The organism is Amycolatopsis sp. NPDC051758 (genome assembly GCF_044453095.1).
In the GTDB taxonomy this organism is placed as follows: domain Bacteria; phylum Actinomycetota; class Actinomycetes; order Mycobacteriales; family Pseudonocardiaceae; genus Amycolatopsis.
This window is the reverse complement of sequence record NZ_JBITCJ010000018.1, coordinates 37,595-50,394: the sequence shown is the minus strand read 5'-3', so window position 1 is coordinate 50,394 and position 12,800 is coordinate 37,595. Positions and strand designations below refer to the sequence as shown.

The following is a 12,800-nucleotide window of genomic DNA, read 5'->3' as shown; positions in this document are numbered from 1 at the left end:
CGTGATGATCGTCAGAACTCTCGTTTTCAGATTCACGCCGACGACACGCGCCGCCCGGCCGCCCGGCTGAGCCGGAGTCGGATTCGCCACAGCGGGGCAACCTCGGGCGCGCCGGCGAGTCCGCGTCCGCAGTGAACAGAGCACGCGGTGCCCTGGACCGCGACCCCGCGTCACTGCGCCGGTTCAGAGAGTTGCCATTGGGCAATGCCCACCGAAGGTGTCCGGTCAAGGAGCCACGGTCATCGATTCGGCCACGCTCATCACGTATTCGCCGTAGCTCGACTTGGCGAGCTTCTCCCCCAGCGCGTAGCAGTGGGCGGCGTCGATGTAGCCCATGCGCAGGGCGATCTCCTCGAGACAGGCGATGCGGACCCCCGTGCGGTTCTCGAGCATGCGCACGAACTGGCTGGCCTCCAGCAGCGAGTCGTGGGTACCCGTGTCCAGCCAGGCGAATCCGCGGCCGAGATCGACCATCCGCGCACGCTTCTGCCGCAGGTACCGGCGGTTGACGTCGGTGATCTCCAGCTCGCCACGGGCGGACGGCTTCAGGGCGGCGGCGATGTCGAGCACGTCGTTGTCGTAGAAGTACAGGCCGGTGACCGCCTTGTCCGAGCGGGGCCGGGCCGGCTTCTCCTCCAGCGAAAGCAGGTTTCCCGTCGCGTCGACCTCGGCCACGCCGTAGCGGTGCGCGTCCTTGACCCGGTAGCCGAACACGACGCATCCGTCCAAATCGGACTTCGCCTGCTTGAGCACGTCGGAGAAGCCCGGCCCGTAGAACAGGTTGTCCCCCAGGACCAGCGCGACCCGGGAGTCGCCGACGAACCGGCGGCCGATGACGAACGCCTCGGCGAGGCCGTTCGGCTGGTACTGGAGCGCGTATTCGATGCTCAGCCCGAACTGCTCCCCGGCGCCGAGCAGCCGCCGGAAGCTGGGGAGGTCCTCGGGCGTCGAAATCAGCAGGATTTCGGTGATGCCCGCGAGCATCAGCACCGAAAGCGGGTAGTAGATCATCGGCTTGTCGTACACGGGAAGCAGTTGTTTCGACGTCGCCTGGGTGATCGGGTGCAGTCTCGAGCCGGTCCCGCCGGCGAGGATGATGCCTTTCACGCTCTCTCCAACCTGGTGCGAGGATCCACGGCGCGCACACTGTCGCAGCGGCTCGTGGAAGATGACTCAAACCCCGTCCGAGCGGAGTCGACGCATTCTTGAGCGGGGGGTGGTCCACTCGCTGGCATGGTTACGAGCTACGAGCCGTCCCCCGCCGGGCTCCGGCAGGACCTGCGGCAACGGGTCGCGGAGCTGACGGCGGCGCGGAACGACCTGCTCGCGGGCCCTTCGCCGGGCGCCACCGAACAGCAGCACGCGAAGGGAAAACTGACCGTCCGCGAACGGCTCGAGCTGCTGTTCGACGCCGGTTCCTTTCGGGAGGTCGAAGGTTTCCGGCGCCACCGTGCCACCGGGTTCGGGCTCGAGGACCGCAAGCCGCCCTCCGATGGGGTCGTGACGGGCTGGGGAACGGTCCACGGGCGCACGGTTTTCGCCTACGCCCACGACTTCCGCATCTTCGGCGGCTCGCTCGGCGAGGCGCACGCCGAGAAGATCCACAAGGTGATGGACCTGGCCGAATCCGCGGGCGCGCCGCTCGTTTCGCTTTCGGACGGCGCGGGCGCGCGGATCCAGGAGGGCACGACCGCGCTGGCCGGGTACGGCGGGATCTTCCGCCGCAACGTCCGGGCGTCCGGCGTCATCCCGCAGATCAGCGTCATGCTAGGGCCGTGCGCGGGCGGGGCGACCTACTCCCCCGCGCTGACCGATTTTGTCTTCATGGTGCGGGGCATCGCGCAGATGTACGTCACCGGCCCGGACGTGGTCCGCTCGGTGACCGGCGAAGAGGTCTCGCACGAACAGCTGGGCGGGGCCGACGCGCACGCGGGCGTTTCCGGCGTTGCCGGCTTCGTCTACGACACCGAAGAAGACTGCCTCGCCGAGGTCCGCCACCTGCTGTCGATGCTGCCGGCCAACAACCGCGAGCTGCCCCCGGCCGTGACTCCGGCCGACCACCGGGACCGGGACTGTCCGGCGTTGCTGGACCTCGTGCCCGGCGACCCGAACCGGGCCTACGACATGCGCGCGGTGCTCGAGGAGATCGTCGACGACGGCGACCTGTTCGAAACGCACGCGTCCTGGGCCCCCAACATCCTCTGCGGCCTCGCGCGGCTCGACGGGCACGTGGTCGGGATCGTGGCGAACCAGCCCGCGGCGTTCGCCGGCGCACTGGACATCCACGCCTCGGAAAAGGCCGCCCGCTTCGTGCAGACCTGTGACGCGTTCAGCATCCCGCTCGTCACCCTCGTCGACGTGCCGGGCTTCCTGCCGGGCCGGGAGCAGGAGCACGGCGGGATCATCCGGCACGGCGCGAAGCTGCTCTACGCCTACTGCAACGCGACCGTGCCGCGAATCCAGCTCATCCTGCGCAAGGCCTACGGCGGCGCCTACATCGTGATGGACTCGCGCTCGATCGGCGCGGACCTGTCCTTCGCCTGGCCGTCCAACGAGATCGCGGTGATGGGCGCCGAGGGCGCCGCCAACGTCGTATTCCGCCGCGAAATCGCCGAAGCGCCCGACCCCGAGGTCGCCCGCGAGCAGCGGATCAAGGAGTACGTGCAGGAGCTGATGCACCCGTACCACGCGGCGGAACGAGGCCTGGTGGACGACGTCGTCGACCCGGCCGCAACCCGGCGGATCCTCATCGACGCACTGGAAATGCTGCGGGCCAAGCAGGCGCACCTGCCCTCCCGCAAGCACGGGAACCCGCCGTCGTGACCGCGCGGGAGGTGGTCGTCGTGCGCGGCGCCCCGGACGACGACGAGGTGGCCGCGCTTGTCGCCGCGCTCATGGTCGTGGCTTCGCGTCCACAGGGGACGCCGACGGTCAAGGGCGCGCCGTCCTGGGTTCGGGACAGCTTCACCGCGCCGGGATCGTGGTCCCAGCCGCGCTGATCAACCCCTCGCAGTACGCCGTCAGCGCGCCGAGGGTCTGCTGCCGGATCACCGCGGTGGGTGTGAGCGGAATCCCCGTCTCGGCCGCCAGTTCCGCGACCCGGACCGCAAGCAAGGACGTGCCGCCGAGGTCGAAGAAGTTGTCCTCCTCGGTGACTTCGTCCAGCTCCAGCAGGAATCGCCAGATCCCGGCGAGCCGCTCGCCGTGCGTCCCCTCGAACGCGGGCGCGGCGAGTGCCCGGCGGTCGAGCTTGCCGTTGCGGCCGGCGGGCAGCGCGGTGGCCGTGCGGATCACGGCGGGCACGAAGTACGAGGGCAGCGTGCGGGAGAGGTGTTCGCGGAGCTCGGCCACTGAAGGCGGCGGTCCGGCCGGGACGACGGTCGCCACGAGGCGGAGGTCGCCGGCCGGGTCGGGCTCGGCCGTAACGACGGCTTGTGCCACCGCGGGGTGCCCGGCCAGGGCGATCTCGATCTCGGCGGGCTCGACCCGGTACCCGCGGATCTTGACCTGGTCGTCGAGCCGGCCGGCGAACACGAGATCACCCGAAGGCAGCAGGCGTCCGGCGTCACCAGTACGGTATCCCCCGCCGGTGAACCGCTCGGCGGTCAGGTCGGGCCGGCCCAGGTAACCGCGGGCGATTCCGGTGCCGCCGAGCCAGATCTCGCCGGTGGCGCCGTCCGCGACCGGAGCCCCGGCCTCGTCGAGCAGCCGGATCTCGGTCCCGTCGATCGGCCTGCCGATCGGCACCGGCGTGTCCGGCCAGCGCCGCGCCCGGGCGGCGGTGATCGCGAACACGCAGCGGCCGACCACGCCCTCGGTCGGCCCGTAGTGGTTGTACAGCAGAGAGTCCGGCGCAACCTCGGCCCAGGACCGCAGGAGATCGGGCGGGAGGGCTTCACCACCGATGACGTAGGCGGCACTGCGCAACCGCCGCCCTTTCGCGGCGGGCAGCAGCAGGCGGAGGTGCGTCGGGGTGAGCCGGACGAAGCCGTGCGGACGCTCCATCGCGGACAACAGCTCGTCGAACCCGGCGCCTTCGGGCAGCAGGGTGATCGATTCCCCGCGAACGAGCGGGACGAACAGGCTGGTGAAGGAGAAGTCGAACGACAGCGGCGAATGCAGGATGCTCCCGGCGCCCGCGCGGGGAAGCGTGCGCGCGGCCCAGCCGACGTAGTTGGTGAGCCCGGTGTGCTCGACCTCGACACCCTTGGGCTTCCCGGTCGAGCCCGAGGTGTACATGACGTACGCCAGATCGCGTGGCTCCGGGAAGGAACACACCGGTCCGGAACCCGCGGCGTCGAGGGGCAGCACCGGAACCCCGGTCGCCGGCGCGTGGCCGGGCGTCGCCAGCACGGCGACCGCGCCGGAGTCTTCGAGCTGGTGCGCGATCCGGGCCTCGGGCAGGGTGACGTCGATCGGGACGAAGGCGCCGCGCGCCCGCAGCACGGCCAGGATCCCGGTCAGTGCTTCGATGCCGCGGGGCGCGCAGACCGCAACGCGCTGACCCGGGCACACCGCGAGCGTCGCGGCGAGAGCGTCGACCCGGGCCATGAGCTCGCCGTAGCTCACCCGGGTGCCCCGGCAGTCCAGCGCGAGCGCTTCCGGGGCCGCATCGGCGCGGTCCGCGATCTGTTCGATCACCGTTGCGGGCACGGCAGCTCCTCGGACACCAGGCGCGCCAGCTCGGACCAGGCGCCGTTCGGGAAGAGCTGCCGCGCGCGGACGCCGGCCAGCCTGAGCGGCCGGGTCGTCTCGCGCTGCCAGTCCGTCCACCACGAAGGCGTGGCCGCCAGGTCCTGCTCGGTGGCCACGACGGTGATCGGCACGGGCAGCGGCGGCTCGGTCCCGTACACGTAGGACCGGCTGAGCCCGAGGTCGGCGAGCACCGGCGGGGCGAGCAGCGCGAGCAGGTCCGGGTCACCCAGGATCAGCGGATCGGTGACGCCGTTGCCGGCCAGCTCGGTGCGCGGGTCGCCGATCGGCCGGGGTTCGGTCAGCCGTCCCGGGGCCTCGCAGGACGCGACCACCAGCCGTCCGGGCAGCTCGACGCCGCGGCGCCGCAGCTCCCGGACCAGCTCGAAGGCGAGCAGGCCGCCCGAGCAGTGTCCGAACAGGACGGTCGGCAGGCTCGGCAGCGCCTGCAGGTCGTCCGCGAGACCGGAGACCGCGGCGGCCAGGTCGGCGGGCGGCGGATCGTCGAGCCGGCTTTCGCGGCCGGGCAGGCGCACGGCCAGCAGCTCGGTTTCCGGCGGCACCAGGTTCCGCCACTCGCGGAACGGCCCGGCCCCGCCGCCCGCCCACGGCAGGCAGACCAGGCGGGCCCGCGCCTGGGCCGGCCGCGTCCAGCAAGCGATGCTCGCACCGGGCATGAAGAGTCTCCTGTCGCGGTCGGTTCCGGAACGGGACGGGAACGGCGGCTCAGTGCGCGGCCGCGACGCCGAGGTCGCGCAGCTGCAGCCGACTTTCCCACGCCTTGGCGAGCCGCCGCGCTTCGCCCGCGCTCAGCACGTCGGTGCGGTACCGCAGCTGGGCGTGGGCCTCGGGCTCCGGCCAGATCTCCAGCGCGACGTCGTGCCACGTCTCCGCCGTGCTCAGCCGTTCCCGGCCCGTGCACCGCACGCCGGGGAGGCCGAGGGTCGCCACCGCATAAACGTGGAACTCGAACGTGGCCTGCAGCAACGGAGAACGCGGTGCGCAGGCCGGCGGCCGGTAGAAGGCGCTGATCGGCATCGGCGGGGACGCGAGGGCGGCCCGCAGCCGCTCCGCCGCGGTCTCGACCAGTTCGCCGGCCGGCGCGGCGGCGTCCGGGAACCGCACCGCCGCCGCCCACGGGAAACAGCCGATGACGTTCTCGACCTCGGGCACCGAGCGCCCGGCCACCGGCACGTTGACCAGGACGTCACGAGCGCCGGTGACGTCGTGCAGGGCGCCGGCGTACGCGGCCAGCAGTTCCGCGGCGGTGGCGCTTCGCCGGCCGGGCAGGGGCGCCGAGACGGTCGCCACCGGACCGACGTCGTCCCGGGGACCGCCGAACGGCAACGCCGTGGCGCCGGCCAGCTGCTCCCGCCAATAGTGCCGAGCCTGGCGAAGCTCGCCGGCCTGACGGTGTTCCTGGACGGCGATGGCGCGGTAATACGAGGTCGGCGGTCGCCCGGCGGGCTGCTCACCGGCGGCCAGCGCGGTGTAGGCGGTGGCGAGGTCCCGCAGCAGGATCTGCTCCGACCAGCCGTCGTAGGCGATGTGGTGCACCGAGATCGCGAGCAGGAAGCGGCGGTCGCCGAGGCCGGTGAGCCAGGCCCGGATCGGGATCTCGGTCGCCAGGTCGAAATCGCGGCGCAGGAACCGGCGGGCGTCCGCGGCCGTGCCGGTCCCGACGGTGCACACCGGGCCCACCGAGCCGGGCGGATCCACCACCGGCCGCGGGCCGGGCAGGATGCGCGTGCGCAGCGCGTCGTGCCAGGACGTGACGACGTCGAGGGCGCCGGCCAGCGCACCGGTGTCGAGCTCGCCCTCCAGCCAGTACAGCCGGCGCAGCAGGTGGGCGTCGTCGCGCGGGTCGTCCGACGCGACCCGGTAGGCCATGAGCTGGCTCAGGGGCAGCCCGTAGTCCCACCGGCCTTCGGCGGTCCCGGCGGGCTCCCGCGCGGGCAGGGCGTCGACGACCGCCGCGATCGCCACCGGCGTCTGCGCGCGCAGCACCTGGCCCGGCGGGACGTCGGCGTCGTGGCGCACCGACAGCTGGTTGGCCAGCTTGATCGCGATGAGCGAGGTCGCGCCGAGATCGAACAGGTTGTCCCCGGGGGCGACCGGCTCGCCGAGCAACACCGACGCCACTTCGAGCACGGACGCGAGTGTGGACCGCTTCGTGTTGTCCTTCCCCACGGATCTCCCCTGTCAACCAGTGGCGGTGTACGTCGCGAGCACGTTAAGCGGGAACGTTCGAGTCCTGGTCGACCGCGGGTGGGTCGACCGGTGTCGTCCGGTCGAAGGACGCGGGAAGTCGATCGTTAGCACCTCGCCGGATCCGCGCCGGTCCGGACAGAATCACCCTTGTCCGAATCGCCGAGACGCCCGGAGGAGATCACCTCATGTTCGCCCGCCCTTTCACGATCGGCACCCGAGCGGTGGTGGCCACCGGCTTCGGCCTGGCCCTCGCCTGCTCGGGAGCCGCCGCGGCGTCGGCCGCGCCCGCCGCGCCGGCCCTGACCGCGAACCCGAGCAGCGGCCTGTCCGACGGGCAGACCGTGGACGTGTCCGGCACCGGCTACGCCGCCGGCTCGACGATCGTCGTGCTGGAGTGTGACGCCGCCCAGCCGGCGGGCCAGGCCTGTGACAAGGCATCGCTGGCCGGGACGGTCGCCGCGGCCGACGGCACGCTCGCCGTGCAGCTGACCGTGCACAAGACGTTCCAGGCGGTCGACCTCAGCACCGGCCAGGCCGGCGCGACGGTGGACTGCGCGACCGCGCACTGCGTGCTCGCGTCCGCCGACACCACCAACACCGGCAGCGAAGGCGCCGGCGTCTCGATCACGTTCGGCTGACCCTCCCGTGAACCCGGTGCCGGTCATGGTGCTTCCTCCCCCAGCAGGCCCTGACCGGCACCATCCCGGGGACGGATCAAGCCGCGAAGGAGGTCAAGTGCTCGGCCATCTCGTTGGGCGTCGGCAGCAGCCGCATCGCGTCACGCACGCTCGCGGTGGCGGCCGTGAACGCCGGGTCGTCGAGCAGCCGGGCGGCCTTCTCGAGCAGGATCTCGTCGGTCAGGTCCGACGGCAGCAAGAAATCACCGCAGCCGTTTTCGGCCAGGATCTCGGCGTTCAGCGCGGTGTCGGTCATCTGGGGCACCAGCAGCTGCGGGGTCCCGGACGCCATCGCGGTCATCACCGTGCCGAGCCCGGCGTGCGAGATCACCAGGTCGCACCGCGGCAGCAGGGCGTTGAACGGGATCCCGGACACCACCCGGACGTTGGCGGGCAGCTCGCCGATCAGGTCGGCGTCCGCCGCGGTCACCGCGGCGACCACCTCGACGTCGAGGCCGGCCACCGCGCGGACCACCTGGCCCGTCACCACCATCTTGCGGTCGAAGCGGCCCGACGACGTCCCCCACGAAACGCAGACCCGCTTGCGGGGACACGGTTCGTTCAGCCAGTCCGGCAGCACGCCGGGACCGTTGTACGGCACGTACTGCATCAGGAGGCGGGAGTCCGGCAACTCGATCTGCAGCTGCGGCGGGCAGGGGTCGACGCTCACGGCGCCGAGCGACGGCACCTCGTCGAGCCCCCAGTGCGCGCGCACCTCGGCGAGCGCTTCGGCTTCGAACTCGCGGAACAGCCCGGCGTAGTCGATGCCCCAGGTGTGCCGGATCGCGGGCACGCCGAGCAGGTCGGCCACCATCGGCCCCGCGTAGGTCCAGGCTTCGTACAGCACGACGTCCGGCCGCCAGCTCCGGGCGAAGTCCAGCAGTCCGTCCATCATGGTCCAGCAGGCGGCCACGCCCAGCCGGCAGTTCAGGGTGCCGTAGCGGTGCATGTCCCGCCAGTGGGGCGGGTTCACCCCTTCCTGGTCGGTCAGCCGGCGCAGGAAACCGCCCATCATCTTGCCGGCGTCGACGCTGTCCCCCACCGCGGCGGCGGGCAGGCCCGAGCGCTGCACGGTGCCGACGAGCCCCGGCTGGGTGGCGACGACGACCTCGTGGCCCTGCGCCCGCAGGGACCAGGCCAGTGGCACCAGCGGAAAGTAGAGGGTGTTCCAGTTCCACGTCGTGATCAGCACGCGCACGCGACGTTCATCCTCCGATCCCGGCCGGCCCGGCCGGCGACAGTTCTGCCGAGCGTCGGGGTGCGCGCTCGAACCGGCGTCCAGAACGGGTGGCGCGCGGTTGCCCTCCCGTTCGGGGCCGGTGCAGGATGACCCCACCCGGACGGCCGGCAGATCCAGCTGATTCGACGACAAAGGAGTGCACCATGACGAATCCCCGGCGCGACGGCACCAAACCCGCCAAGCGCTTCCCCGCGGCCGCCGTCCTCGGCTCCGCGATGCCCCTCGCCCTGGTCTGGGTGGTCCTCTACCTGACCGGCGCGGTCGACTCGGGCGCGCTGATCGGCATCGCGATCGCGATCGTCGTGCTGGTGCTGTTCATCTGGGTGACCGCGAGCATCCGGCTGCGCCGAGGGCGCTGACCAGCAGACAAGGAATCCGCCGGTCGGACGTGGCCGCACGGCGGATTTTCTTCATACGTGAAGCCGGAAAACGGTCACAGGCAAGCAAATGCGACAAGGTCGACTTCCGGCAGCGGCGGCGGGTTCTTGGTGACGAACCGTTTCAGGTACGCCCAGCCGTCCGTGCCGCCCGAGCCCTTGCTGTCCGGCAGGTACTTGCGCGCGAAGCCGTAGTGCCGGCCGCGCCAGACGAGGAGAGCTCGCTCGGCCACCGCGCACAGCTCGTCCAGCTCGGGGCGGCCCAGCCCGGCCACGACCCGGCGCAGTGGCTGCACCTCGACGTGCGGTTCGCCGCGCAGGCCCGACAAGTGCGGGAAGCGCGCGAAGATCTCTTCACGGCGGGGATCGTGGCCGTGCACCACCAGTTCCATCAGGTGGTAGTTCATCGACTGCACGGCACTGGCGTCGCCGGTCTCGGCGCGGAACGACAGGAACCGCTCCGGTGTGAGTGTCGTCAGCACCTCGAAGATGCCGTTGAGCAGGTCGGCGAACAGGCCGAGCTGACGCAGCCGGAACGCCGACCCGGCCGGCAAAGCGAGCCGCCGGACCAGGAAGAACACCAGCTCGCAGGCCTGCACGGACCGCAGGAACACGTGTTCCTCGTGTTTGTCGGACTGCGGGAAGCCCGAGCAGCCGAGCAGCAGGAACGCCCGCGTCTCGTCCACCAGCAGCTCGCACACCCGGCTGCGCGGGGTGGCGGGCAGGTCGCCGACCCGCGCGGTCAGCCCGGTCAGCAGCTCGACCCGCTCGGCCAGGTACGGCAGCCGCGGCAGCGCCCGGCGCTCGAGGTCGAGCAGGTCGGTCAGCGTGAGGTGCAGCGCGACGGCCGCGGCCGCCACCGGGTCGGGTGTGTTCGCCAGGAACCACTCGTGCACGTGGAGGCTGGTGTAGCGGTAGTACTCCGGGATCACCCGCGGGCTGAACGGCCGCGTCAGCAACCGCAGCGGCAGGTTCTCCTCGGTGGGCTCGGCCACGGCTTCCTCGTGCAGCCGCCCGAAAGTCTCCCGTTCGGTAACGGTGAGCGCGAACCGCCCGGCCTGGCGCTGGGCCGCGACGATGTCCGCGCAGATCCCGGTGAAGGCGGCCATCACACTCGGCCCAGCACGAGGTGTTTGTCGCGGGTGCCGCGCCGGACCTCGCAGTCGCGGAAGCCGGCCGCGGTCAGCAGCTCGACGTACTCCGCGGCGGTGCGGTGCCGGCCTTCGGTTTCGACGTGCATGGAGAGGTTCATCGCCGCGGTGGCGAGCGGGCCGACACCGTCGTCGTCGAACAGCCGCTCCATGATCAGCACCAGCCCGCCGGGCCGGCACGCGCGACGGGCGCCGGCCAGCAGCTCGGCGCACGTCTCGTCGGCCCAGTCGGACAGGATGTAGCCGAACGCGATCCGGTCCCCCTCGGGCAGGCGGTCGCGGAAGAAGTCACCGGGCGCAAAAGCGAGCCGCTCGGCGAGGTCGAAGCGCTCGCGCGTGCGGGCCACGGCCGGGCCGACCGCCGGCAGGTCGAACACCGTCGCTGTCAGGGAAGGCGCAGCACGCAGCGCGGCCACCGCGAACGGGCCGCTCGCCCCGCCGACGTCGACCAGGTGCGTCGCGGTGTCCAGTTCGGACAGTGCGGCCAGCTCCGCCGAGACACCGTGGCTGAGGTCCCACATGGCCTGCAGGAACCGCTCGGTCGCCGCCTCGTCGTGGTAGAGCACGTCGAACGGCCGGGTGCCGGCCGGCTTGCCCCGCTCGAGGAAGCCGGCCACCTCGGACATCCGCCCGGCCGTGCTCTCGGTCAGGTGGGTGACGAACCCGCCCAGGTATTCCTCGGCGCCGGAGTCGACGTACGGCCGGAGGTCGGCGGGCACCGCCCAGCCGTCCGCTCCAGCCTCGAGCAGGCCCGCTCCGCCGAGCACAACGAGGATCCGGTGGAGGGTCTCCCGGTCGAGACCCAGCTTTTCGGCGACCACAGTGGACGGTGCGGGCGCGGGCAGCAGCGCGTCGAACACACCGTGGGCGCAGGCCAGCTGCACCGCGTGCGTGACGTACAGCCCGTAGACAGCACGTTCGAGCCGTTCGGGGAACACGGGTTCGACCTCCTGGTCGGCGGAGCTGCGGGTCGGCGGGGCGGCGGCGGATCGTGCGGGTCAGCAGAGCGCACGCATGCAGGCCAGCAGGCTGCGTGCTTCGACGTTCAGGTAACCGCTGTGCGGGATGAGCGCCGACAGCTGCGCGAGGCTGGCCCAGCGGAAGCCCGGCGGCGTCGCGGCGAACCGGACGTCGTCGGCGACCTCCACGATCCGGTACCGGTTTTCGGCCTGGTAGAACCGGCCACCTTCCTCCGAGAGGACGACGTCGTACTTGACGTCCTTCCCCTGCGCCGTCCGCGCGTGGTCCAGGAACGCGGGACGCCGTTCCGGTTCCAGGTGGAGGTAGTTGTCCGGCATGCACTGCACGGTCGGGCCCAGCTCGACGACGTCGGGCGTGCCCGCCTCGACCCTGGCCTGCAGCAGCACTTCCAGGTAGCCGCGCGCGCGGCTGGCGAGGAAGGCGACCAGGCCGGTGCCGCACGGCGCGATGAGGGGCTGGGTCCAGCTGCGGACCTCGCGGCCGGTCGCCGTCACCGACATCGCGACGACCTCGAAGTAGCGGCCCTCCTCGTGGGCGATCACCCGCTCGCCGCGGCTCCAGCGGCCGACGTCCCGCAGGGGCGAGAGCTTCGCGGTGAGCTCGCAGGCGCCTTTGGCCTGGTTGAGCCAGTTCTGGATGCCGGCCGGTTCGGGATCCTGCCGGAAGGACGCGACGACCGCCGGGCCCAGCTCGTTTTCACGCCGCTCGGGCGGCCGGGCGGTGGCGTTCATCGGGAGGCAGGCCAGCACGGTGCGGCTGTCCATGTTGACCATGTTGTCCTGCCGCAGCAGTTCGTGGACCTGGCCGAGGGTGAACCACCGAAAACCTTCGTGCAGCGGCACGTCCTCGGTGATCTCGACGATGATGTTGCGGTTGCGCTTGCGGAAGAACCGGCCACCCTGCTCCGAGTGCAGCACGTCGACGAGCACGGTGCCGCGGCCGGGCTCGGTGAAGTGCTCGAGGTACTTGGTCGCCGCACCACCGTGCAGGCGCAGGAAGTTGCTGCGGGTCGCCTGGACGGTCGGGGAAAGCTGGATCACGTTGACGTTGCCCGGCTCCATCTTCGCCTGCATCAGCAGGCAGAGCACGCCGTCGATCTCCTTGACCAGGATGCCCAGCACGCCGACCTCGGGCTGGTGGATGATCGGCTGCGTCCACGACGGCACCACCCCGGCCGGGTCGTGCACGTCGAGGCCGCGGATCGTGAAGAACCCGCCGGACCGGTGACCGAGGTCGCCGGTTTCCGGGTCGAACGACCAGCCGTCCAGCTCGGCGAACGGAATGGCCTCGGTCGTGTAGCTGCCGCGCGCGGCCCGCTCGGCGAACCAGGCGGTGACTTCACCCTGCCCGCCGAGGGTCGGCGTGCTGAGCGTGGCCGCCGATTCCAGGAACCGGTCCAGCATGTCCCGCGGAACGAGAGTGGAGGGAGAAGTCACCACCGGTGCACCTTCCTTCGAAAAGAAGTTCAGGT

At 71.7% G+C, this 12,800-nt stretch carries 12 protein-coding genes; 4 read left to right on the top strand and 8 right to left on the bottom strand.

From position 1 onward, the window contains the following. Positions 1-225: 225 nt before the first annotated feature. Positions 226-1,107: a glucose-1-phosphate thymidylyltransferase RfbA gene (gene rfbA, locus ACIA5G_RS49090; protein WP_395936581.1), complete on the bottom strand. Its 882-nt coding sequence runs from the start codon at positions 1,105-1,107 to the stop codon at positions 226-228. A gap of 126 nt (positions 1,108-1,233) precedes the next feature. On the opposite strand from rfbA, the gene ACIA5G_RS49085 reads away from it, so the two are divergent. After that, positions 1,234-2,823: an acyl-CoA carboxylase subunit beta gene (locus ACIA5G_RS49085; RefSeq protein ID WP_395936579.1), complete on the top strand. Its 1,590-nt coding sequence runs from the start codon at positions 1,234-1,236 to the stop codon at positions 2,821-2,823. Beyond that, entirely contained in the window at positions 2,820-2,999 is a 180-nt protein-coding gene (locus ACIA5G_RS49080; RefSeq protein ID WP_395936577.1) for an acyl-CoA carboxylase subunit epsilon, read from the top strand. The genes ACIA5G_RS49085 and ACIA5G_RS49080 overlap by 4 nt, the downstream gene beginning before the upstream one ends. Here ACIA5G_RS49080 and ACIA5G_RS49075 read toward each other — a convergent pair. From ACIA5G_RS49075 to ACIA5G_RS49065, 3 genes are read right to left on the bottom strand one after another with little or no spacing between them, the layout of a single operon-like run. After that, positions 2,965-4,653, bottom strand: a complete 1,689-nt coding sequence (locus ACIA5G_RS49075; RefSeq protein WP_395936575.1) for an amino acid adenylation domain-containing protein — start codon at positions 4,651-4,653, stop codon at positions 2,965-2,967. The genes ACIA5G_RS49080 and ACIA5G_RS49075 overlap by 35 nt on opposite strands. Next, positions 4,638-5,369, bottom strand: coding sequence for a thioesterase II family protein (locus tag ACIA5G_RS49070; RefSeq protein ID WP_395936573.1), 732 nt, complete (start codon positions 5,367-5,369; stop codon positions 4,638-4,640). The genes ACIA5G_RS49075 and ACIA5G_RS49070 overlap by 16 nt, the downstream gene beginning before the upstream one ends. Positions 5,370-5,418: 49 nt before the next feature. Then, complete coding sequence (locus ACIA5G_RS49065) at positions 5,419-6,882, bottom strand: condensation domain-containing protein (protein WP_395936571.1); 1,464 nt, start codon at positions 6,880-6,882, stop codon at positions 5,419-5,421. A 206-nt stretch (positions 6,883-7,088) separates the two neighbouring features. Here ACIA5G_RS49065 and ACIA5G_RS49060 point away from each other — a divergent pair, with 206 nt between their 5' ends. Beyond that, the gene (locus ACIA5G_RS49060) at positions 7,089-7,541 is read left to right on the top strand and encodes an enediyne antibiotic chromoprotein (protein WP_395936569.1); all 453 of its coding nucleotides are present in this window, start codon (positions 7,089-7,091) and stop codon (positions 7,539-7,541) included. A gap of 76 nt (positions 7,542-7,617) precedes the next feature. Here ACIA5G_RS49060 and ACIA5G_RS49055 read toward each other — a convergent pair whose 3' ends face one another. After that, positions 7,618-8,778, bottom strand: coding sequence for a nucleotide disphospho-sugar-binding domain-containing protein (locus ACIA5G_RS49055; RefSeq protein ID WP_395936567.1), 1,161 nt, complete (start codon positions 8,776-8,778; stop codon positions 7,618-7,620). Between the two features lie 185 nt (positions 8,779-8,963). Between ACIA5G_RS49055 and ACIA5G_RS49050 the strand changes: the two genes are divergently transcribed. After that, positions 8,964-9,179 (top strand): hypothetical protein, encoded by a 216-nt coding sequence (locus ACIA5G_RS49050; RefSeq protein WP_395936565.1) that lies wholly within the window; start codon positions 8,964-8,966, stop codon positions 9,177-9,179. Between the two features lie 74 nt (positions 9,180-9,253). Here ACIA5G_RS49050 and ACIA5G_RS49045 read toward each other — a convergent pair whose 3' ends face one another. The 3 genes from ACIA5G_RS49045 to ACIA5G_RS49035 are packed head-to-tail and all read right to left on the bottom strand — an operon-like array spanning position 9,254 to position 12,768. After that, positions 9,254-10,306, bottom strand: a complete 1,053-nt coding sequence (locus ACIA5G_RS49045; RefSeq protein ID WP_395936563.1) for a hypothetical protein — start codon at positions 10,304-10,306, stop codon at positions 9,254-9,256. Beyond that, positions 10,306-11,286, bottom strand: a complete 981-nt coding sequence (locus tag ACIA5G_RS49040) for a methyltransferase (RefSeq protein ID WP_395936561.1) — start codon at positions 11,284-11,286, stop codon at positions 10,306-10,308. The genes ACIA5G_RS49045 and ACIA5G_RS49040 overlap by 1 nt, the downstream gene beginning before the upstream one ends. 60 nt (positions 11,287-11,346) lie before the next feature. After that, the gene (locus ACIA5G_RS49035) at positions 11,347-12,768 is read right to left on the bottom strand and encodes an NDP-hexose 2,3-dehydratase family protein (RefSeq protein WP_395936559.1); all 1,422 of its coding nucleotides are present in this window, start codon (positions 12,766-12,768) and stop codon (positions 11,347-11,349) included. Positions 12,769-12,800 lie beyond the last annotated feature (32 nt).